The sequence below is a fragment of the Streptomyces sp. RPT161 genome (assembly GCF_027533845.1).
Taxonomy (GTDB): Bacteria; Actinomycetota; Actinomycetes; order Streptomycetales; family Streptomycetaceae; genus Streptantibioticus_A; species Streptantibioticus_A silvisoli_A.
On the sequence record NZ_JAPZVN010000040.1, the window covers coordinates 1 to 21,198 of the forward strand.

A 21,198-nucleotide genomic window follows, 5' to 3' on the forward strand; every position below is an offset into this window, starting at 1 on the left:
GACCAGGTCGTAGTTGCCCTCGCGGGTGTAGAACTTAGTCGCGAACCCGCGGACGTCACGCACTGTGTCAGCGGATCCGCGCGGCCCCTGCACGGTGGAGAAGCGGACGAAGACGGGAGTGCGGCGCCCCGGCTCCTGGAGGAAGTCGGCCACGGTGTACCGCGCCAGCGACTCGTACGGTTCGAAGTAGCCGTAGGCGCCCGCACCACGGGCGTGGACCACGCGCTCGGGGATGCGTTCGTGGTCGAAGTGGGTGATCTTCTCCCTGTTGTGGAAGTCCTCCAGCAGCGTCGGACCACGCTCTCCCGCGCGCAGCGCGTTGTCGGTGTCGTCAACGCGTACCCCTTGGTCGGTGGTGAGCGCGTCATGGCGAGGCGCGGCCCGAAAGCCGTCGAGCTGCTGGTCCTTGGCGTCTCGGCCGCCCGACGCTTCGGGCTGGCGGCCGGTCTGGCCTGGGGTGACGGACATGGCGTGCGCTCCTGTCGATGGGTAGCCGCTGTGCACCAGCGTCCGACAGGGTGCGGTCAGATCCCGGCCGTACTGGCACGCACCACCGGTACCCGGAGCGTTCTGCGTAAAACAGGGATAACGGCCATCCGGGCGAGCTGTGCGGGAGCCGCCCGTCACTGCTCGGCCGGGCCTGGTCATCGTTGCTGGTAGTGACCCCGCGTCGGCACAGCCCGCTGACGGTGGGCCTGCGAGGTGGTGTCCGCGGAGGCTGAGGCGTAATCGGTCCCGTTCGTGCGGCGCGGGCCGCAGCGGCTGTCCGTGGGGAGCCGTGCGATCGGGCAGGCGGATCAGGGTAGGTCGGTCCGTGGGTGGTGGTTCCACTGGGATCGTTTCGGTCAGATCGGCGGTATGGCCGTTCGTTCGAGAGGGCAGACGCGGGAGGCGTGGCATGACCGGACCAAGGCTGGTGCTGTTCGACGTCAACGAAACCCTGAGTGACATGTCTGCGCTGGGAGCACGCTTCGAGAAGATCGGCGCGCCGGCGCATCTGCTGCCCACCTGGTTCGCCGGGGTACTGCGAGATGGCTTCGCGCTGACCGCGGCGGGCGCGTACGCCGACTTCCTGGACGTGGCCCAAGCCGGATTGCGCGGTCTTCTGGCCAACCTCCCTGGTTGGCACGGTGACCTCGACAGCGCGGTGGCGTACGTCCTGGACGGCTTGAACCACCTCGCGGTCCACCCGGACGTGGCCGAGGGCGTGCGGGTGCTGCGGGATGCCGGGCTGCGGCTTGCGACCCTGACCAACGGCTCCACCGCCACCACCGAGCGCCTGCTGGACAGCGCAGAACTGAGAGACTGCTTCGAGGCCTTGCTGGACGTCAGCGCCCCGGCCGCCTGGAAGCCTGCTGCCGCCGCGTACCAGTACGCCACCGAGACCCTGGGCACCGCTCCGGAGGAGACCGTCCTGGTCGCCGTTCACCCTTGGGACATCGACGGTGCCCGTCGCGCGGGACTGAAGGCCGCCTGGCTGCAGCGCAAAGCGAGCGGATACCCGGCGGTCATGAAGGCCGCCGACTACACGGCGACTGATCTGCCACAGCTCGCGCTGGCGCTTGCCCAGGACCGCTGAGCGGCCGGAAAGCGGGGGCCGACACTTCGGCCGCGGCAAGGCTCCTCCCGGGTCGCGGAAGAGTGATGGCTCACGCAGGCTAGGTGATCAGACGCCGTGGCGGGTGAATGGGCCTCAGCCTGCGCCCTAAGCGCTCTACGACCGGAGGAGGGGCCATGTGGACTGCCGGGCGATGGTGGACCTGGCCTGCCGGGCTGGGCGGAGTGTGCGGCGAATGCCCAACGACCCGGCGGGTAGGCCGAGGTCATGGGCGCCAAACAGCCCTACCACGGCCGTCGACACACTCATGACGGGACACCCACCACGTCAGAACGGACAACCGTATGCCGACGAATGACAACGCCTCCAACAGCAACATGCAGGACCCGACCTCCAAGCACCCGCAACCTGACTTCCCCGCGCAGGATCAGGAGCACCCGGGTCGGACCGGGCCAATGGACCCGCCCCCTGACCACGGCGAGACCTCCTACCGGGGCAGCGGCCTGTTGGTGAACCGCAAGGCCGTTCTGACCGGCGGTGATTCGGGCATCGGTCGTGCGGTCGCCCTGGCCTTCGCCCGCGAGGGAGCCGACGTGCTGTTCAGCTACCTGCCGGAGGAGAAGGACGACGCGGCCGAGACCGCCCGGCTGGTCAGCGAAGCCGGGCGCACAGCGGTGCCGGTGGTCTGCGACGTCCGCGAGGAGGAGCAGTGCCAGGCGCTGGTCGACCGAGCGGCGGCCGACTTCGGCAGGATCGACGTCCTCGTCAACAACGCGGCCTACCAGATGTCCCAGCCGGACGGAATCGGCGCCATCACCACGGAGCAGTTCGACCGGGTGGTGAAGACCAACCTGTACGGCATGTTCTGGCTGTCCAAGATGGCCGTCCCCCACATCCCACGGGGCGGTTCGATCCTCAACACCACCTCCGTGCAGGCGTACCAGCCCAGCCCCCACCTGCTTGACTACGCGACGACCAAGGGCGCCATCGTCACCTTCACCCATGGGCTTGCGAAGATGCTGGCCAAGGACGGAATCCGGGTCAACGCCGTGGCGCCCGGCCCGGTGTGGACACCGCTGATCCCCGCGACACTGCCCGACACCAAGGAGTTCGGCAAGCAGGCACCGCTGGGCAGGCCCGCGCAACCCGCGGAAATCGCACCGGCGTACGTCTTCCTCGCCTCGGAACACGCCAGCTTCATCACCGGAGAGATCCTCAACGCCACCGGCGGCACACCGCTGCCCTGATCGGCACCCTTCCGGGCCCTGCCCCGGAGGCCTCGTCGTGAAGCGGACAAGCGAACAGCCCGGGTGGACACGGCAGGACGTGACAACCAGCGGACAGCGGAGGTGGTCAACGTGCGGGCAACCGTATTGGCACGGCAAGCGTGATGTACGAGTGGACACCGTTCCCGATCCGGCGATCAGGGAACCGACGGACGCGATCGTGCGCATCACATCAAGTGGCTTGTGCGGCTCCGATCTGCATCTGTACGAGGTGCTCACCCCGTTCATGACTGAGGGCGACATCCTCGGTCATGAGCCGATGGGAATCGTGGAGGAAGTCGGCCCCGCGGTCGCCGGTCTCAAGGCCGGCGACCGGGTTGTCGTGCCGTTCCAAATCGCGTGCGGCACCTGCTTCATGTGCGCCGCCGGGCTCCCCACACAGTGCGAGACCACGCAGGTCAAGGAAGAAGGCATGGGGGCCGCGCTGTTCGGCTACACCAAACTCTACGGCGCTGTGCCCGGCGCGCAGGCCGAGTACCTGCGGGTTCCGCAGGCCCAGTACGGACCGATCAAAGTCCCACAGGGGCCACCCGGCGAAAGGTTCGTCTACCTCTCTGACGTACTGCCAACCGCCTGGCAGGCGGTGCGCTACGCCGGGTTGTCCGAGGGCAGCACGCTCGCTGTCCTGGGGCTGGGGCCAATCGGCCGCATGTCCTGCAGGATCGCACTTCACCTCGGCGCCGCCACGGTGATCGGCGTGGACCGCGTGCCTGAACGGCTCGACGGCTGTCGACGTGACGGTGTGACCGTCCTCGACCTGGAGACGTTCGATGGTCAAAGCGAACTGGTCGACGCGGTTCGGGACCTCACCGCGGGCCGCGGTCCCGACGCGGTCATCGACGCGGTGGGCACCGAGGCGCACGGCGGCCACGCGGGCGCCCTCGCCCAGACGGCGGTCGGACTGCTGCCGCACCGCTGGGCGGCACGGTTGACGCAGAAAGCGGGCGTGGACCGGCTGAGCGCGCTGCACCTGGCCATCGCCATGGTGCGCCGAGGCGGCACGATCTCGGTCAGCGGAGTCTACGGCGGCATGGTGGATCCGCTGCCGATGATGACCATGTTCGACAAACAGCTTCAGCTACGCATGGGCCAGGCCAACGTCCGCCGCTGGACCGACGAGATCCTCCCCCTGCTCACCGACGACGACCCACTCGGCGTCGATACGTTCGCAAGCCACCACATGCCGCTGGCGGATGCTCCCAAGGCGTACGAGATGTTCCAGAAGAAGACGGACGGCGCGACCAAGATCCTCTTTCACCCCTGACGGATTCGCCGCCCTTCTCGTCAACCCGGCTTCGCCGTGGATGTTCCGCACGCTCGTGAGTGCGACGAGCGCGGCGTCCACTGCTGGTCGTAACGCGTCCACGCGGCGCCGAGATGGGGCCACCGACGCGCTTCCCCAGGGCCGCGGGGGGCGGGGGGCGGGGGGCGGCTGGCCGCGCAGCCGGGCGGCTTGGGCACCCCGACCTCGTTGAGGGGCACCGGCAGCCTTGGCCGGGTTCACCTCCTGGCGCTGCGGCGAACGTCGGCCAAGAGCGCGACGACGAAGGCGGCCACCAGGAGCAGGCCCAGCAGCGCCGCCAACGTGCCGTCCGGCGCGCCGCCGGTGAGCAGGGCGGCCGCGCCGACCAGCAGCGCGGTCAGCACTGCTGCGGCGATCTTCCAGTCGTCGCCGACCAGGAAGTCGTACCAGAACCGGCCGAAGCCCTTGACGAAGGCCATCACGTTCACGGTGTTCCCTCAGCGTTCCTCTGCGGCGAAGGTGGAGGCGCGTTCGGCGACGCCGGGCACGACCTTGATCAGAATGCGGCTGACCGCGAACCAGACCGCGATCAGGACGAGTACCGACCAGTCGTGGCCGAACCACGTGACGCTCTGCCCGCTGGGCGTGAACACGCCGAGTCCCTCGACGGCCCAGAAGGTGCCGAAGCTGGTCAGCAGCAGCCCGACGGCGTACTTCAGGGCGTTCTCCGGGACCCGGGACAGCGGTCCGTGAGCCAGGAACCCGGCAACGACCACGCACAACGCCGCGGCGATCGCGGCGACGGCCGCCACTGGCACGTCGTGTGCGTTCGTGCCGAAAGTGATCACGATGAAGACGACCTCAACGCCCTCCAGGAAGACACCCTTGAAGGAGACGGCGAAGGCGAACGAGTCCAGTCCGAAGCGGGTGGTCCCCTCGACGTCGCGCGCCGCGGCGGCCTGTTCGGCGAAGGCCTTCTCCTCGTCGTGGACTGCCTTCAGACCCGAACTGCGCAGTACCGCCTTGCGCAGCCACTGCAGACCGAAGATCAACAGCAGTGTCCCGATGGTCAGTTGCAGTGCGGCCTGGGGCAGCCAGGTGGCTAGCGCATAGCCCGCGGCAGTGGTGAACGCCGCCAGGACGACGCCTGCCGCGGCCGTGCCTGCCCAGGCCGACTTCCAGTCGCGGGTCATACCCATCGCCATGACGATGGTCAGCGCCTCCACCGCCTCGACCACCGAGGCGACGAAGACCGCCGCCACCAATCCGTACGTCGCGCCCATACCGGGCCTCCTCCCGCACGACGAGCATGCGTCCGGACGCTGGCGAAATGCCTTGGCTGGGAGGGCCGTAGTCGGTGTGCTGGGCGTGCCACGATCGGCACCAGCCCTCCGGGGCTCGATTGGGGATATGGTAGGGCTTGCTACAAGGGAGGTCAATGCCCGTCGTGTCTACTACAGAACCGCGTCGTGGCTCCCTCGCCGAGCGGGTCACCGCCCGGCAGGGGGAGTTGAGCAGCTCGGAACGGCGCGTCGCGCGCTACCTGGCCGACCATCCCGACGAGGTGGTCTTCGCCTCGGCGGAAGAACTCGGCAGGCTGACCGGTACCAGCGACGCCACCGTGATCCGTACTGTGAAGTCGCTCGGCTACGCCGGTCTGCCCAGCCTGAAGGAGCTACTGCGCGAATCGCTCCGGACCCGGCTCGCCCCGGCCGGCCGCCTGGCCCGCAGCCTCGATGAGTACGGGAGTGAGCCGAAGGGGCTGCTCACGCGGGTTCTGGAAGATCACGTCCACCTGCTTGAGGAGGCACGGCGCACCATCGACCCCGAGGAGTTCGCCCGGGCCGTGCGGCTGATGGGTGGCGCCCGCGAGACGGTGGTGTACGGCCTCGGCGGTCTGGGGACGCTCGCCGAATACCTCGTCACGCGGCTGTCGCGGATGCGGCACCGGGCCCGCGTAGCTCGCTCCTCCGGTTACCTGCTCGCCGACGACCTGCTCGCGCTGTCCGGCGAAGACGTCCTCGTGGTGATCGCGCACACCAACGTGGCGCCGGAGACCGCGGTCGCCCTCGACCATGCCAAGCGGGTCGGGGCACCCGTGGTGCTGATCACGGACAACTTGGCCGAGGCGCTCGCGGACGACGTCGAGGCCGCGATCTCGGCGCCCATCGGCAAGACGGGCACGTTCAGCTCGCAGGCGGCCACGCTCGCAGTGCTGGAGGCGTTGATCCTCGCGGTGGCGGCGGGAGACCGCGAACAGGCGACGGAGGCGATGACCCTGCTCAATCAGCTTCGCGACGAGTTGCACGGTCTACCGTCCACCGCGGCAGGCGCGGCCGACGCACCGCCCCGCCGACCCAGGCGCCGCAGGTAGCGCGCACGGAGGGTCGAGCGGGGCGGCGTCGCGTTCGCGACGGGAGCGTTACGGTGACGTCGGGTCAGCGGACGGCGGTGACGTTGGTGGCCTTCTCGCCGGCCACGTCGAAGAGCACGCGCTGGCCCTCGCGGGTTGTCTGCGTCTCCATCCCCGAGAAGGGGATCAGGTGGCCGCTCTCGTCGGTGATGACGCCGATGCCGTCCGCCTTGTTGTACAGGGCGATCGTTCCGAGGGGCATCGTCACTCCTTCATGGTGTGTCGGTTCGGGCTGCGAAGCCGCTGACTCGCGGGCGTGAGCAGAGCATCACTGACGGTGCCCAGTGCGGGGAAGCGACTGTCGGCGCGTCGGCCACAGATTGACGGAAAGTCAGCGTGTGCTTACGCCGGGTGTCAGTTGGCGTTGGAGCCTTGCCCTCGAACCCGCCCTCACTGTCCTCCGGTACCGGACCGCCACGGCGGCGGCAGTTCCTGACGCGGAGTCGATGGGCCGGCGCCTCTCGCCGCGGTCGGCCACAGCCGCTCGGCCAAGGCGACAGCGCTGTCCAGGTTCATCGCGCCCGCATCCGCCCTGGTGGATGTGGCGGTGCGGTGCCGCCGACGGGGCAATTGCTGCGCCGCGTGGCGGCCTGACTGTGTCTCAGCCAGCCTGGTCGCTGTCTTTGTGGGCACCCCACCCGTGCCAGCGCTCGATCTCGATCCACGCGCTGAACCGGCCACGGTCTCTTTGCGGGTACGGCTTGCCGATGTACTGCCGGGACAGCCGGTCGATGTCGGCCAGTTCTTTGTCCTCCCGGATCTCGGCGACCCGGCCGATGATGCTGATGTGCGTGTACCAACTGTCCTTGTCGAGCACGGTGAGAGACACTCGCGGATCGTTGCGCATGTGCTCCAGCCGCTTGCGGCCCTCGTCCATGTTGACCAGAATCCGGCCGTCGTCCCAGAGGTACCAGGTGGCGGTGGACACAGGTTGCCCGTCCGCGCGAAGCGTTGTGATGACCGATGGGTTGGCCTTCTTCAGCATGGCGACCGCGTCGTCGGGAAGGGGAGGTCTCGACATTTGGGCTCCCTAAGAATGGTTGGCGGTCCGGGAGGACCGGGTGTGGCTGATGCGGGCTTGCCGTTGATGGCTCCGAAGGAATGGCCGCCCGGTCCTCCGGGACGCTTCGACCACTGATTGAGAACCGCGGTCATCGTCGGTTAGGGACCTGTTGGCGGAGTGTTCTGCGGGCCACGATGTGCTGGTCACGGCAGCGGAGCAACGGGCTTGAGCAGGGCTCACGAGCGGATATGGGTCGGCATCGACGCTGGCAAGGGGCACCACTGGGCGGTGGCGGTCGAGGCCGAGGGTGAGAGCGTGTTCTCGACGAAGGTGATCAACGACGAGTCGCAGATCCTCCAGCTCATCGAGGCGGCCGGGGAGAAGGCCGACGAAGCGCGATGGGCGGTGGACATCTCCGGACGGGCCTCCACCTTGCTGCTGGCCCTGCTGGTCGCCCACGGCCAGCACGTCGTCTACGTGCCCGGCCGGACCGTCAACCGCATGTCCGGCGCCTACCGCGGCGAGGGCAAGACCGACGCGAAGGACGCCCGGGTCATCGCCGACCAGGCCCGCATGCGCCCCAAGGGTTTCACCAGGCTGCACACCCCGCCCGAACTGGTAACCACGCTCCGGGTGTTGACCAACTACCGGGCCGACCTGATCGCCGACCGGGTGCGGCTGATCAACCGACTGCGCGACCTGCTGGTCGGCATCTGCCCGGCCCTGGAGCGAGCCTTCGACTACTCGGCGGCCAAGGGCCCGGTCGTCATGCTGACCGAGTACCAGACCCCTGCCGCCCTGCGGCGGATCGGCGTCAAGCGGCTCACGACCTGGCTGGAGCGCCGCAAGGTCCGGAACCCGGGCGACGTCGCTGCGAAGGCGGTGGAGGCCGCCCAGTCGCAGATGATCGAACTGCCCGGCGAGAAGCGGGCCGCCAAGCTGGTTTGCGAGCTGGCACACCAGCTCCTGGCCCTGGACGGGCGGATCAAGGACAACGACCGGGAGATCCGGGAGACCTTCCGCGCCGACGAGCGCGCCGAGATCATCGAGTCCCTGCCCGGCATGGGCCCCATCCTGGGTGCTCAGTTCGTCGCCATCGTCGGCGATCTGTCCGGATACCTGGACGCGGGGCGCCTGGCCTCGCATGCCGGCCTGGCCCCGGTCGCCCGGGACTCCGGCCGCCGCACCGGCAACTACCACAGGCCCAAGCGGTACAACCGGCGCCTGCGGTACGTCTTCTACATGGCCGCCCAGACCGCGATGATGCGGCCCGGGCCGTCCCGGGACTACTACCTGAAGAAGCGTGGCGAGGGGCTGCTGCACACCCAAGCCCTGCTCGCGCTGGCCCGCCGCCGGGTCGACGTCCTGTGGGCGATGCTGCGTGACAAGAGGCTGTTCACCTCCGCCCCACCGATCACGCAGACGGCTTGACACGATCATTGAGATTCCTTCTGAGCTTTGACGTGTGGTGCTCGCTTCTCTCTTGCGTTCGCCGCCCGTCCACCCTGTCACATCCGACTTCTCGAATGACGCGTTTCCACGCCGGGTCCCGGGGGCTGCCGATGCGCAGTCAGGTGGCCGAGCCCATCCGCCACGGCCGCTGTCGGCTCCACAGCTCAAGGCACGATCCGTTGCTGGGTACTGATGAGGTGTCCGGGCTATGGCGACGGGGTCGGCTTTGGGGTGTGGCTTGAACACCAGAAGGTGCGCCGGTAGGCGGTGGGCGTGGTGTCGAGTGCGCGGCGGAAGTGCAGGCGCAGGTTGGCGGCTGTGCCCAGCCCGCAGTCGCGTGCCACCCGGTCCACCGAGTGGTCGGTGGTTTCCAGTAGTTCCCGTGCCCGGCTGATTCGGGCGTTGAGCAGCCACCGCAGCGGGGTCGTGCCCGTCTCCTCGGTGAACCGGCGGATGAAGGTGCGCTGCGACAGGCCGGCGTGGCGGGCGAGCACCGGCAGCGTGAGTGGCTCCTTGAGTCGTTGCAGGGCCCATCCCCGGGTGTTGGACAGCGAGGCTTCGCCGGCTACTGCGACCGGAGCGGGTACGTACTGTGCCTGCCCCCCGTCTCGGTGCGGGGCGGCGACCAGGCCGCGGGCGATCTGGTTGGCCACCACCGCTCCCAGATCGCGGCGCACGATGTGCAGGCACAGGTCGATGCCGCAGCACACCCCGGCCGAGGTGAGCACGTCCCCCTCGTCGACATACAGAACGTCGCGGTCGACCGTCACGGCGGGGAAATCCCGTTCGAGCTCCTCGATGTGCTTCCAGTGGGTCGTGGCATGCAGGCCGTCCAGCACGCCCGCCGCGGCCAGCGCGAAGGCTCCCGTGCAGATCGACACCACGCGCCGGCCACCGTCGCGGGCCTCGGCCAGCGCGTCGAGTACGGCATCCGGAACCCGGGAGATCGGCTCGAATCCCGGGACGATCACCGTGTCGGCGACACGTACCTGCTCCAGGCCCCCACCGGCGACCAGTGCGAAACCCGCGGTGGTGGCCACCTTCGCGTCGAGCGCGCACAGGGTCATCTCGTAGGGGGTCTCCGGTCGGGCGTTGAAGATCTGCGTCGGGATCGCCAGATCGAGGGGTGTGACCCCGTCCAGCGCCAGGACCGCGACTCGATGCACTGCCATGGCAAAATCCTATTGAAGCTCGGCAATTTTGCCACTCGTCAGGTCAGGGCGGTCGCGGCCACGCTGAAGTCATGACCGCATCCACCCGCGAGGCGACCACCGACCTGATCGCGCTGCCCGGCACACCGCTTGCCGACGCCGTCGTCAATCTCGTCCGGCCGGTGCAAACGCCCTCCGTCTTCAACCACAGCGTCCGCAGCTATCTGTTCGCCAGGCTGGTGGCCGCCCGACTCGACCTGGCCGCCGGCCGCGACTACGACGACGATCTGCTGTTCGCCGCCTGCGTGATGCATGACCTCGGCGTCGCGTCGGACGGCCCGCACCGTCAGCGTTTCGAGGTCGAAGGCGCCGACCGGGCCGCCGAGTTCCTCGTCGAGCGCGGGATTCCCGCAGCCGACGCCGATGAGGTCTGGCAGGCCATCGCCTTGCACACCTCTCCCGGCATCGCGGAGCGCCGCGGCACGCTGTGCGTGCTCGTCCGCGAAGGCGTCGCCGTCGACTTCGGCGGCCCGCTGGGGGCCGAGTACGTCGAAACCGTCACCGACGAGCAGGCCGACGCGGTTCACGCCGTCTACCCGCGACTGGACATGATCGGCTCACTCACTGACGCGATCGTCGCGCAAGCCGCGAAAAACCCGAAGAACGCACCCCGCTACGCGATTCCCGGTGAGTTCCTCCGCGAACGAGAAGTCTTCGGCCAGACCCGGCTGGAGCACGCCTGCCATTCGTCCCGCTGGGGCAGCTGACTTCACCGATTCCACGACCCGTCAACAGAGAAGGGCAAGCACCACAATGACCATCCACACCGTCGAGATCCCCGAGGACTCCGAAGTCTTCGGAGAAACCAGCGGCGCCTTCGCGCGCTTCGGTTATTCTGCCGCGGTCCGCGCGCACGGCCTCCTGTTCATCGCCGGAACCATCGGCCGCCGCGCCGACGGAACCATCGCGGACACCATCGAAGAGCAGACGGAGATCGCCATCCGGCGCATCGAGGAGATTCTCCGCCTGGAGAACCTCGACCTGTCCGCCCTCGTCGACGTGACCAGCTACCACGTCGACATCCACCAGCACATGCCCGGCTTCCTCGAAGCCAAACAGCGCCTCATCAAAGGCCCTTTCCCGACCTGGTCGCTGATCGGCGTCAGCGGTCTCGCCAGCCCGGGGCTTCTCGTCGAAATCCGTGCCACTGCCGCTTATCCCGACGCATCCCGGTAGACCGCCGCTCCTGGGCCGTTCCCCGGCGCAGGAGCACCGTCACCACCGACGGCATGACGTCCGATCATCTCGGTCCCGAGGTCGCAGCCTCATGCTCGACCTCGACGGCAACAACAGCTCCAATCACCCTGACTGTTTGTACGGACCCCGGCGGACCGGTCAAGACCCCCACAGGACGAAGTCAAAGCCGGGTGTCCGCGGGGTAGGGCGACGGTGTGGGAGGGGCCGGGGCGGGTACCAGTGCGGAGACCAAAGATTTCTGTGAAGCGGGCGTTGGGTCGGAAGACTCCTGCGTCTGACGACTTGGGAAGAAGTCTGGGATGAGAAGAGCTTCTGTCCGGGCCTGGAAGTCCTGGCGTACACGCCCTGTGATGCGGATTCCGCTGGGCGCAACCGACGTGGAGAGCGCCAACCGGCGGTTCTTGCTCTACGGGGTGCTGCCGCTGTGGTTCGCGCCCAGTGTGGCCGATTGGGTGATGCACCGGCGCACTCGGATCGAGCAGACCACTGGCGTGCGGGAATCGCTGATCCACCTGCTTATGATGGCCGAGGCTGGCGTGCCGATGACGCTGGGGCTGTTGGCGCGAATCAATCCGCTGGTGCTGTCGACGATGGGCGGGGCGGCAGCGTTGCATGGCGCGACGGCGGTGTGGGACGTCACCGTCGCCACGTCGGAGCGCGAGGTGCGGCCGGTAGAACAGCACATTCACAGCTTCCTTGAAGTGCTGCCGTTGACCGCGACGGCATTCGTGGCATGCCTGCACTGGGACCAGGTCCGCGCGATGGTGCGGGGTGGGGGAGACGATGCGTGGAGACTGCTGCCCAAGGACCAACCCCTGCCAACGCGGTACCTGGCGGGTCTAGCCGCCGGCGTCGCCTTGTTCGTCGCACTGCCCTACGGCGAGGAGCTGATGCGGTGTCTGCGGGCCAGGCGCGTAGCGGATTGACGCTCGCCTAGGGGGCCTCGCGGTGACGAGTTGGGGTCGGCCCCGGGGGGCTGAGGACCACTGGCCGCGCCTCATTCGTCGTTGAGATCGCGAGGCTGTAGCGCTGCGGTGGCAGGTCCGTGCAGCACCTCGCCGCCGATGGAGAAGCGGGAACCGTGGCATGGGCAGTCCCAGCTGCGTTCGACTTCGTTGAACGCCACGAGGCAGCCCAGGTGGGAACAGACTGCTGACACCGCGTGCAACGCGCCTTCATCGTCCCGGTGCACAGCGCGATGCTGTCCCTTCCATCGCACGACAGCACCGCCGCCCGGCGGGATGGCGTTCAGCGCGTCGTCTCGGCCCGGGCACAGCCGATCGGCGACGAAGTGGCGGGCGGTGGCAAGGTTCGCTTTGACGAAGGCACCGGCTTCGGCGATCGGGTGAATGCGCCGAGGGTCGTACAGCCCCGCCCAGGCGACGTCCTTTCCCTCGATCAGGTCGGCGAGCATCCGGCCTGCCATGGCACCTCCGCTCAGGCCCCATCCTCCGAACCCAGTCGCGACGTAGACGTTCCGCGCGGCGAGGTGGAAGAGGCCCACATGCGGGACCCGGTCCGTGGTCCAGTTGTCCTGCGTGGCCCAGTGATGAGTGATTTCCCTGATGGGAAAACGCTCACGAGCCCAGCCGGTCAGGCGTTCGAACCTCTCGGTGGCGCCCGGCTCACCGGGGGTGTACTTCTCGCCGGTGACGATCAGCAGTCGCCTCCCCTCACCGTAGGGAGCGCTACGCACCGACCGTGTGCCTTCGTGCGGGGTGATGTACATCCCGTGTGGGGCAAGCTCTGCGTCCATCGGACCGGCGATCACCAGTTCCCGTAGCGGCCTGAGTCGGCTGAAGGCCAGGGAGCGGTCGAAAACCGGGTAGTGGGTGGCGATGACGACGGACTCGGCCGTCACCGTGGCGCCGGTGTCGGTGGTGACCTTGTTGGTGCGGCCTTCCCGCAGGTGCGTCACTCGGCTGTGCTCGTAGATGCGCCCGTGGTGCCGCGTCAGGTCCTCGGCGAGGGCAAGCAAGTAGCGCCGGGGGTGGAACTGGACCTGCTCGGCGACGCGAATACCTGATCCGGTGGCAAAGGGAAGACCGGTGTCGGTCACCAGGGACGCGTCCAGGCCGGCTTCGCGGGCGGCATCGACCTCTTCGTGGATCTCGCTGTTGTGCTGAGCGTCAGCTGCGTAGGTGTAGGCCGGACGGCGCTCGATCTCGCAGTCCACACCGAGGTCCATGGCGGTGGCAACGACACGCTCCACGCCTTCGGACTGGGACTGCGCGTACAGGCGCGCGGCCTCGGCGCCGAATCTGGAGCGCAGGTGCGCGTAGATCAGTCCGTGTTGGGCCGTGAGCTTGGCCGTCGTATGGCCGCTTACACCGGCAGCGATATGTGCCGCATCCAGAACCACCACGGACCGCCCTGTCCGCGCCAGCTCCCACGCGGTGCACAGCCCTGCCATGCCGCCGCCGATGACTGCGACGTCGGCGTTCACGTCGTCGTCCAGTCGCGGGTATGACGTATGGGCGGCTGACTCCATCCAGTACGAGATGGGCTCGCCAGGGATCGTCGCCATACATGCTGTATACCCAGTTATGGAGCGAAAGAGGTGATGCGCTTCATGCGGGTGTGTGCAAGGAGAGCCAACGGGCGCGTTCACCGGGAGGGCACCGCGGCTCTGACCGCCGCGCCGGCGCGGCGGCTGCCGACTCCGGCCCTCCAGGCCGGTGCACCCGGCGCGCCCGCGCTAGTCCTCGTCCGCCTCGCCGTGCCCTGTGTCCGCGGCGCGGTATCCGTATGCGGCCTCCCTGACGGCGCTGTCGGACTCCAGCGTGGCACCGAGGGTGCCGCCGATCGTGGCCAGGGAGCTGACCGCCCAGGCGATGTCGAGATAGTTCACGATGCCGATGGTGTGTTGGAGCTGGCGCCGCAGTACCTCCGGCGAGATCAGGACGAGACCGAAGAGGGTGATGATGACCAGCAGGGCCAGATAGAGCGTCACCACTCCCAGCGCCACGGTGAGCGCGGTCACCGCGTTCATCAGGACCACGCGCCGGTGCGCCCGCGGCGACGGGCCGCGCTCCCACAGCCCGTGGGCGACGATGATCGTGCCCCAGATGCCCACGACCGACAGCAGAGTGGTCAGGAGCAGGCGCGGGGGTCCCATCCCGTTCGCGATCTGCCAGATGCCGGGGGAAGTCAGACCGAAGGCCGCGGTGCCGAGCGCGGCGACCAGAGCCCGGGACAAGCCCACGATCAGATGCCACGGGCGGTTGGCGCGCACCATCCCCAGCAAAAGGCGCGGCACACCACGGCCCGCCGAGATGACGAATCGGACCGTCTCCCGATCCGTCCGATACGGCCGCCCCACAGGCGAGGAGAGCTCCCGGAGCGCACGCAGCCGGGCCAGCAGCTCCGACCGCCGTCGCGAGCCTCGGCGCTCGCGGCCACGCTCGCCCTTCCGGCTACCGGTGAGCAGGCGGTCGACCACCCGCAGCACCGCCATCACCACGCGATTGGGCAGGTCCACGGCCCCGAGCGCGGGCACTGACACCACGCCCGTCTCCCGCGCGACGCTCACATGCGCCGTCACCGGCCGCCGCCCCACGTTCAGCGGCAGGTCGGTGAGGCACAGGGCCAACTGCCACCCCTCTTCCAGCGCCCGGCGCCGGGTCACCCCGACGAGGTCGACGTCCACCCCGGCCCCGGCGGCGATCTGTGCGTCGGGCTGGACCACGACGTTCCAGTCGTAATCCGGGTAGCGTTCGTTGAGCTTCTCCCGGAGCGTGTCGATCACGTCGCTGACGACGTCCTTGACGAGGCCGGGCGCCACGAGCAGCCCTACGGTCAGCGACTGACGCTGTCCGCTGGTGCCCTCGTCCGGTGCCGGATCTCGTCCATTGCCCACACTGGCAACTCATACCACCTGTATCACCGTGAATCGGTGAGTGCGCGCCACTGCCGCCCGCGCGCCCGCTCCAGCGGCGGCGAGGCACGACGCGGCGCAGTGCGGTGTGGTCTCGTCGACCTCGAAGTCGACCTCAACCTCGACTTGCCGCACGGACTTCTACCGTGGCGAAGATTCTGTCCTGCGGCCCTCCGCTCTGCGGAGCCCACGTGTCAGCCGCCGCGCACGGCCTTTCGCACGGCGTCGCGGATGCGGTCGGCAACGGCCAGGTAAGGACCGAACGCCATCCGTTCCACCGCCGAGTCGGCTCCCGGGTGCGGACGGGTCGGGGCCAGCATTTCGGCGGCCCTGGCAAGCTTCGCCAGGAGTTGGGCTCGTGCGGCGCCGCCGGCCTCGCGCAGTTGGGGGAGTTCGAACCGTTCCTCGGATTCCATGTGGGCTGCCACGGCGTCGCGCAACGTGCCGAACTTGTCGCTGAATTCCGCGGCGTCCGGAGCCCGGGAGACGATGTCGTGGAGTTCACCGAGGAGTCGTTCGGTCTCCCGCTCTTCCGCCAAGCGGGCGGAGACGACCTCCTGACCGCCTTCGATGGTCCGTCGCGCGAAGGGGTGGACAACCTCCGCCTCGGCGGTCTCGTGAACCATCAGTTGACGGACAAGGCGGTGGAACGCTTTCTGGCGCTCCTTGCCTTCTGCCGCCAGCACCTCGTCCATCTGACGTCGAATCTCTTGGTGTTGGCGTTCCAGCATGAGCACGACGTCGTTGCTCTCCGGGGCTTGGCCTACCGTGGCATGCTCGGTCATTTGCCTTCCTTTACGGGTACGCTCCACCGGCCGAGCCGCGCCGGAACCGGTTCGTTGTTGTGCCGCGCGGCCCGGTTGGCGAGTGCGGTGACCCGGTCGACAAGCCGTGAGTTCAGGCGTTCACAAGCCTGGACTCCCGACACGGTCTGTACTGGACCCGTGCCGTTCCCGGACGATGGCAGCAGTCGGTCGACAAGGGAGAGCATCCGCACCGCGGTGACAGGAGCCACCCCGTGCAAACGGACGGCGGCCTTCGCGGCCGGGGTGAGGATGATTTCCGGGCGGCGACGCTCGGCGGCACGCACTATGGCTCGGGCCGCGCGTCCAGCGTTCATGGACAGCAGGGGCATGCCTGCTCCCGTCGCGAACCATGCGTACTCCTGCTCGGCGTTCCCACCGAACCGCGCGGCGAAGTGCGAGCCGGTGCGCATGAGCCCGGGGATCACGGTGGTCACGCTGATACCAGTGGGGGCCAGTTCCGCCCGCAGGCCGTCACTGAACCCGGTGGCCGCGAACTTCGCCGCCGAGTACGGCAGCAGATGCGGAACGGCGATGCGGCCGCCGATTGAGGTGATGTTGACGATCCGTCCCGTCCCACGCGATCGCATCCCCGGCAGAACGGCGAGGACCATCCGCAGTTGGGCGAAGAACATCAGCTCCATCGCCTCACGGAAGTCCCGCTCGGTCATCGTCTCCATCGGCCCGACCTGGATGATCCCCGCGTTGTTGACCAGGATGTCGACGTGGCCGAAGCGCTCCTGGGCCTCCGCGACCAACCGCTCGGGTGTCGCCGCGTCGGTGAGGTCGGCAACCGTCGAGTGCACCTCGGCTCCCGTGGCGCGCAGTTCCTCCTCGGCTCGACGCAGTTCGTCGGCGTCCCGGGCGCAGATGAGCAGTCGGCATCCGCGGCTCGCCAACTCGCGGGCGATGAGCAGTCCAAGCCCTCGAGACCCTCCGGTGACCAACGCGGAGAGTCCCTTCAGCGGGCTTTTCGTTGTGGCCAATTTCGGGCTCCCTTCGCTGTTTTCCCTGCCTGCCCGTCAGCTCAACAGCCGTGCCGCCATTCGCGGCCACGAGATGACTTCGGTTGTGCCACGGTCGCCTCCGCACGAGTGCGTCAGGGAAACGGGGCTTGGGACATGTTCCTCAGTCGCCGCGTGACTTGCGGGTTCGGGACCGGTTCTCCTTGCGGATGGCTTCCAGAAGCTCGCCCTTGCTCATGTTCGAGCGACCGCTGATGTCGAGCCGCTTTGCTGTGTCGTACAGGTGCTGCATGGAGGCCGGCTCGTCCACTCCCTCGCCGCTGCGGCCACCCAGCTGCCGTGGCCGCGCCGACTGCGGATCGGATGGGCCGCGGCGGCCCTTCTCCTTGCGCTCCCAGTGGTCGCCCACCTTCTCGTGGGTGTGCTTGAGCGCACCGTAGGCAACGCGGTGTGCGCGTTCGCCCTCGCCATACTGCTCCACAGCCGAGTCATGGGCCTTGATCCATGTGCGCTGCGCGTCCTTCGGCGAGCGTTGCAGCGTTGACGGCAGTTCCTCCCGCCCTGGCACAGCACTCACCTCCTTTTCGTTCACTGAGGTGCGCGTGCCCCCCGTCTCGGTGGGGAAACGGGCACGCCTTCGAGGTCCCCGAGCAGTCGGCACTCTCGCGGTCGGTCGGGTAGTCGGCTCCCGGGAGTGCATTCTGTGCGTCTGCGGGGCTCAGGCCTGCCATATCTACCCCCCGATGTCGTCGAACAGCTCGTTACTTCCGACAGGCTCGCGTACCTCTGGCAAAGCAGGATCTTCGCCGCTCCTGTAGTGGTTCGGCGATTCCGTGGGCGCGCCCGAACCTGCCAGCGCGGCGCTACGGGGGCCGGCGGTCTGGTAGATGGCCATCTTCGCGGTCTCGACGGCTGCCCTGGCCGTTCCCAGCGCTGACCGCAACAAGTCAAGCTGCCGGGGGCCGCAGGGGGCCTGCGCGGCGGCGACCACGATTGAAGCTGACTCCGTTGCCTGCCGGGCGGCCCACCACATCGCGGCGGTGTCGCGACCGGGGCGTTCGCTCAGCGTCCGTAGCAGTTGCGCGGCAGCGCCCAGCCGGGCGTGCGCGACCGCCGCCAACGGCTCCGGACGTCTGCACCTGGCCAGGAACTCCCGCAGGCCCGCGGCGAGTTCGTGGGCCTGCGTGAATTCCACGTACCGAGCGTGTACGAGTGGTGCCAGGTCGTTCAACAGCGTCGTGTCCATGGGGCAACCGCGGTGAACCGCGAAGAACACCGGAACACGCGGGCCGGCGTGCACGTTGTACGCGATCTCGTACGCCCCGGACTCGCTGGGCGCCGTACGGACCACGAGCATGGCGTGCGCGCTGTCCAGCAGCCGCAGCCGCCGGTCACGGAAGGTGCGCGGATCTCGGTGGTCGCCCGACGGCGACAGCAGGGCGACGGGGCCACCGGCGATATGTGGGGCAAGCGCCAGTTCAACCACTGCCCTGACCGTCTCATCGCGCCCGCCGGTGGTGTCTGCTCCGGGGGACCGTACGAACAGCCTGAGAGGACGGGGCACGGCATCCGGTTCGGGTACGCGGGCATTCGTCACTGACACGTTACCGTCGTCCACGACGACCTCCACGTGCAGACGCCGTTCCCCTCGACCTTAGACCGGCCTGGTGCGGCGCGCACCTTCGGCGGCGGATGGCTGTTTCCCGTGTCCCAGCGGATGGTATGTGTGTCCGTGCTGGTGAATCGGCGCGCCGGGGGCACGGGGTCGCCTGAGCGGGCTACGCCCCTCGCGCCACCGCAGCACCCCGCCCAATGACGGCATCGGCATTCACGTCGTCGGCCATGGGAATCCCCCCGAACCCGTCCGGGTGTGTCAACGCACTTTGCCCGGGTACGCGGAAGGTGAAGATATCCAGCCCTGACGCCGCTCGGACTGCGAACCCCGCGGCGGATGGCAAGTGCGCGTGTGCTCGCGTGCCCGCATCCGGCGCCGTATCGGAGGCCCCCGCGATGACATCGACTGGATGCCTCCTCTCCTGCGAGGAGTTCGGATCTGAGGAAGTACTGGTACAGGCGGCCCGCGTGGCCGAGCACGCCGGGTTCGAGCCGTTGGCCATCTCGGAGGTGACGTGAGCCCCCGGGGCTCACGTCCGCCAAGGCGGCCAGGTGGAAAAGGCACTTGAGAGGGAGGACAGCGTGAAGGTCGCATTTCTCGTAGCACCGGAAGGCGTTGAACAGGTGGAGTTGACCGACCCGTGGCAGGCGGTCCGCGAGGCCGGTGGCACCCCCACCCTCGTATCCACGAAACCCGGGAAGATCCAGGCGTTCAACCATCTGGACAAGGCCGACACCTTCAATGTCGACACCACCGTGGAAGACACCTCGGTGGAGGACTACGACGCCTTGGTGCTGCCCGGTGGCGTGGCCAACCCCGACTTCCTGCGGATGGATGAGAAGGCAGTCGCGTTCGCCAAGGGCTTCTTCGAAGCCGGTAAGCCGGTCGCGGCCATCTGCCACGCTCCGTGGACGCTGGTCGAAGCCGATGTGGTGAGGGACCGGACCCTCACCTCGTGGCCCAGCCTCAGGACCGACATCCGAAATGCCGGTGGCACGTGGGTCGACCAACAGGTCAAGGTCTGCCACGCAGGCAGCAATGCCCTGATCACCAGCCGCAAGCCGGACGACCTCAAGGCATTCAACGACGCCTTCCTCTCGGAGTTCGCCAAGGCGAAGGGATGAGGCCGGGGGCCTCGTCTTCCAGACGGACGAGGAGGACACGATGGCCGGAAACCACGAAGACGAGAAACCTGACGAAGGTCTCTCCGTCCCTCAGGACGCGGGAATGGCTCCCGGCGCCGCACCGCCCGCAGAGTCGGGCGTTTCCGGACTCGGCCCACCACAGCCCGAAGCACCGCGCAGGAACTGGCGTCCGGGCCTGTTGACGCCTGTCTGGGTCGTGGTGGCACTCATCCTGCTGCTGGTGGTGGCCCTGGCCGTCTACATGGCCGTCAGGTAAGGGCACATCCCTGGTTTGGACGGGTCGAGTGCGGCTACCCGCAGGAAGAAGAACCTGTCCGAGGCGAACAGGCACAAGGAAAGGACACTGCGATGAACAAGGCGGAGCAGGAGCGCGCCCAGGCGGCGAAGCTTCCCGCAGATGACGTGGTCGGCATTCTCCTTCAGCAGCACGCGCGCATCAGGGACCTGTTCGACGAAGTCAAGAGCGCTGAAGGTGAGCGCAAACAGCAAACCTTCGAGGAACTGCGGGCTGTCCTCGCGGTGCATGAGACCGCGGAGGAGATGATCGTGCGGCCGGTCGCCAGCGAGACCGCTGGACGGGAGGAGGCCGAGGCCCGGAACAGGGAGGAGGCGGAGGCCAACAAGGTTCTCGCCAAGCTGGAGTCGATGGACATCAGCAACCCGGAGTTCGACGCGATCCTGGCCGAGTTCGAGAAGGCAGTGAGCGATCACGCGGACAAGGAGGAGCGCGAGGAGTTCCCCGCGGTGCATCAAGGCCGCACCGAGGAGCAGCTGATCCGCATGGGGAAGCAGCTGCGCGCGGCGGAGAAGATCGCGCCCACGCACCCGCATCCGGCGACCGCGGGCTCGCCAGCGGCGCAGTGGGCAACCGGGCCCCTGGCGTCCTTGGTCGACCGGACGAAGGACGCGATCCGCTCGGCCGCGGGGCGGGGCTGACGGTAAGCACGCTCGCCGACAGCGAAGGAGCGCACGCAGGCATGACCTCCGGAACCCCGGATCCCCGGCAGCGGGACCACGACGACAAGGACCGGCAACTCGACGGCTTCCGCGCGGCACCCCAGTCCGATGCGCTCACCACCGACCAGGGGGTGCGGGTCGACGACACGGACAACGCGCTGCGCGCCGGTGAGCGTGGTCCGACGCTGCTGGAGGACTTCCACAACAGGGAGAAGCTCACCCACTTCGACCACGAACGCATACCGGAGCGCGTGGTGCACGCGCGTGGCGCGGGCGCGTACGGCTACTTCGAGCCGTATGAGTCGCTGGCCGATTACACCTGTGCGGACTTCCTCCAGGAGCCGGGGCGGCGCACCCCGGTGTTCGTACGCTTCTCCACCGTCCAGGGGCCGCGGGGCTCGGCGGACACCGTGCGTGACGTACGTGGCTTCGCGACGAAGTTCTACACCCGCGAGGGCAACTACGACCTGGTG

Annotated in this window: 25 protein-coding genes; 13 read left to right on the forward strand and 12 right to left on the reverse strand. The window is 68.4% G+C overall.

Annotated elements, in window-relative coordinates; all coding sequences use genetic code 11:
• Positions 1-468, reverse strand: a 468-nt coding sequence (locus O5O46_RS34220) for a catalase (protein ID WP_269859582.1), incomplete at its 3' end; no start/stop codon positions are given.
• Positions 469-898: 430 nt separating this feature from the next.
• Between O5O46_RS34220 and O5O46_RS34225 the strand changes: the two genes are divergently transcribed.
• The 3 genes from O5O46_RS34225 to O5O46_RS34235 all read left to right on the forward strand — a co-directional run bounded on the left by O5O46_RS34225 (position 899) and on the right by O5O46_RS34235 (position 4,108).
• Entirely contained in the window at positions 899-1,579 is a 681-nt protein-coding gene (locus O5O46_RS34225) for a haloacid dehalogenase type II (protein WP_269859583.1), read from the forward strand.
• Positions 1,580-1,902: 323 nt separating this feature from the next.
• Complete coding sequence (locus tag O5O46_RS34230; RefSeq protein WP_269859584.1) at positions 1,903-2,805, forward strand: SDR family oxidoreductase; 903 nt, start codon at positions 1,903-1,905, stop codon at positions 2,803-2,805.
• Between the two features lie 151 nt (positions 2,806-2,956).
• Complete coding sequence (locus tag O5O46_RS34235) at positions 2,957-4,108, forward strand: alcohol dehydrogenase catalytic domain-containing protein (RefSeq protein WP_333482447.1); 1,152 nt, start codon at positions 2,957-2,959, stop codon at positions 4,106-4,108.
• Between the two features lie 236 nt (positions 4,109-4,344).
• On the opposite strand, the gene O5O46_RS34240 is transcribed toward O5O46_RS34235, so the two are convergent.
• Positions 4,345-4,566, reverse strand: coding sequence for a hypothetical protein (locus tag O5O46_RS34240; RefSeq protein WP_269859586.1), 222 nt, complete (start codon positions 4,564-4,566; stop codon positions 4,345-4,347).
• Positions 4,567-4,584: 18 nt separating this feature from the next.
• Positions 4,585-5,370 carry a hypothetical protein gene (locus tag O5O46_RS34245; protein ID WP_269859587.1) on the reverse strand — a complete coding sequence of 262 codons (786 nt, stop codon included), beginning with the start codon at positions 5,368-5,370 and terminating at the stop codon, positions 4,585-4,587.
• Positions 5,371-5,534: 164 nt separating this feature from the next.
• On the opposite strand from O5O46_RS34245, the gene O5O46_RS34250 reads away from it, so the two are divergent.
• Positions 5,535-6,461 (forward strand): MurR/RpiR family transcriptional regulator, encoded by a 927-nt coding sequence (locus O5O46_RS34250; RefSeq protein ID WP_269859588.1) that lies wholly within the window; start codon positions 5,535-5,537, stop codon positions 6,459-6,461.
• Between the two features lie 64 nt (positions 6,462-6,525).
• Here the strand turns inward: O5O46_RS34250 and O5O46_RS34255 are convergent, their stop codons facing one another.
• Both O5O46_RS34255 and O5O46_RS34260 read right to left on the reverse strand, forming a co-directional pair.
• A complete protein-coding gene (locus O5O46_RS34255) occupies positions 6,526-6,702 on the reverse strand; it encodes a cold-shock protein (protein WP_269859589.1) in 177 nt (58 codons plus the stop codon).
• Positions 6,703-7,101: 399 nt separating this feature from the next.
• On the reverse strand, positions 7,102-7,521 hold the full coding sequence (locus tag O5O46_RS34260; RefSeq protein WP_269859590.1) for a PPOX class F420-dependent oxidoreductase: 420 nt from the start codon (positions 7,519-7,521) through the stop codon (positions 7,102-7,104).
• Between the two features lie 207 nt (positions 7,522-7,728).
• On the opposite strand from O5O46_RS34260, the gene O5O46_RS34265 reads away from it, so the two are divergent.
• Positions 7,729-8,934 (forward strand): IS110 family transposase, encoded by a 1,206-nt coding sequence (locus O5O46_RS34265; RefSeq protein ID WP_269859591.1) that lies wholly within the window; start codon positions 7,729-7,731, stop codon positions 8,932-8,934.
• 227 nt (positions 8,935-9,161) lie between these two features.
• On the opposite strand, the gene O5O46_RS34270 is transcribed toward O5O46_RS34265, so the two are convergent.
• Positions 9,162-10,127, reverse strand: a complete 966-nt coding sequence (locus O5O46_RS34270) for a GlxA family transcriptional regulator (RefSeq protein WP_269859592.1) — start codon at positions 10,125-10,127, stop codon at positions 9,162-9,164.
• A 71-nt stretch (positions 10,128-10,198) separates the two neighbouring features.
• Between O5O46_RS34270 and O5O46_RS34275 the strand changes: the two genes are divergently transcribed.
• From O5O46_RS34275 to O5O46_RS34285, 3 genes are all read left to right on the forward strand, one after another.
• Positions 10,199-10,873, forward strand: a complete 675-nt coding sequence (locus tag O5O46_RS34275; protein WP_269859593.1) for an HD domain-containing protein — start codon at positions 10,199-10,201, stop codon at positions 10,871-10,873.
• Between the two features lie 46 nt (positions 10,874-10,919).
• A complete protein-coding gene (locus O5O46_RS34280; RefSeq protein ID WP_269859594.1) occupies positions 10,920-11,342 on the forward strand; it encodes a Rid family hydrolase in 423 nt (140 codons plus the stop codon).
• A 371-nt stretch (positions 11,343-11,713) separates the two neighbouring features.
• The gene (locus O5O46_RS34285; protein WP_269859595.1) at positions 11,714-12,289 is read left to right on the forward strand and encodes a diguanylate cyclase; all 576 of its coding nucleotides are present in this window, start codon (positions 11,714-11,716) and stop codon (positions 12,287-12,289) included.
• 71 nt (positions 12,290-12,360) lie between these two features.
• On the opposite strand, the gene O5O46_RS34290 is transcribed toward O5O46_RS34285, so the two are convergent.
• The 6 genes from O5O46_RS34290 to O5O46_RS34315 form a co-directional block, all read right to left on the reverse strand.
• Entirely contained in the window at positions 12,361-13,974 is a 1,614-nt protein-coding gene (locus O5O46_RS34290) for an FAD-dependent oxidoreductase (RefSeq protein ID WP_333482448.1), read from the reverse strand.
• A gap of 87 nt (positions 13,975-14,061) precedes the next feature.
• On the reverse strand, positions 14,062-15,222 hold the full coding sequence (locus tag O5O46_RS34295) for a hypothetical protein (RefSeq protein WP_269859596.1): 1,161 nt from the start codon (positions 15,220-15,222) through the stop codon (positions 14,062-14,064).
• Between the two features lie 212 nt (positions 15,223-15,434).
• Positions 15,435-16,025 carry a hemerythrin domain-containing protein gene (locus tag O5O46_RS34300; RefSeq protein WP_269859597.1) on the reverse strand — a complete coding sequence of 197 codons (591 nt, stop codon included), beginning with the start codon at positions 16,023-16,025 and terminating at the stop codon, positions 15,435-15,437.
• Positions 16,022-17,029, reverse strand: coding sequence for an SDR family NAD(P)-dependent oxidoreductase (locus tag O5O46_RS34305; RefSeq protein ID WP_269859598.1), 1,008 nt, complete (start codon positions 17,027-17,029; stop codon positions 16,022-16,024). Before O5O46_RS34305 ends, O5O46_RS34300 begins: the two co-directional genes overlap by 4 nt.
• 142 nt (positions 17,030-17,171) lie before the next feature.
• Complete coding sequence (locus O5O46_RS34310) at positions 17,172-17,576, reverse strand: ChaB family protein (RefSeq protein WP_269859606.1); 405 nt, start codon at positions 17,574-17,576, stop codon at positions 17,172-17,174.
• A gap of 165 nt (positions 17,577-17,741) precedes the next feature.
• A complete protein-coding gene (locus O5O46_RS34315; RefSeq protein WP_269859599.1) occupies positions 17,742-18,494 on the reverse strand; it encodes a hypothetical protein in 753 nt (250 codons plus the stop codon).
• A 524-nt stretch (positions 18,495-19,018) separates the two neighbouring features.
• Here O5O46_RS34315 and O5O46_RS34320 point away from each other — a divergent pair.
• The 5 genes from O5O46_RS34320 to O5O46_RS34340 all read left to right on the forward strand — a co-directional run.
• Complete coding sequence (locus O5O46_RS34320; RefSeq protein WP_269859600.1) at positions 19,019-19,141, forward strand: hypothetical protein; 123 nt, start codon at positions 19,019-19,021, stop codon at positions 19,139-19,141.
• A gap of 63 nt (positions 19,142-19,204) precedes the next feature.
• Complete coding sequence (locus tag O5O46_RS34325) at positions 19,205-19,747, forward strand: type 1 glutamine amidotransferase domain-containing protein (protein ID WP_269859601.1); 543 nt, start codon at positions 19,205-19,207, stop codon at positions 19,745-19,747.
• Positions 19,748-19,787: 40 nt separating this feature from the next.
• Positions 19,788-20,024 (forward strand): DUF6480 family protein, encoded by a 237-nt coding sequence (locus tag O5O46_RS34330; RefSeq protein WP_269859602.1) that lies wholly within the window; start codon positions 19,788-19,790, stop codon positions 20,022-20,024.
• Between the two features lie 92 nt (positions 20,025-20,116).
• Entirely contained in the window at positions 20,117-20,704 is a 588-nt protein-coding gene (locus tag O5O46_RS34335) for a hemerythrin domain-containing protein (protein ID WP_269859603.1), read from the forward strand.
• 41 nt (positions 20,705-20,745) lie between these two features.
• On the forward strand, positions 20,746-21,198 hold a 453-nt coding region (locus tag O5O46_RS34340), incomplete at its 3' end, for a catalase (RefSeq protein ID WP_269859604.1).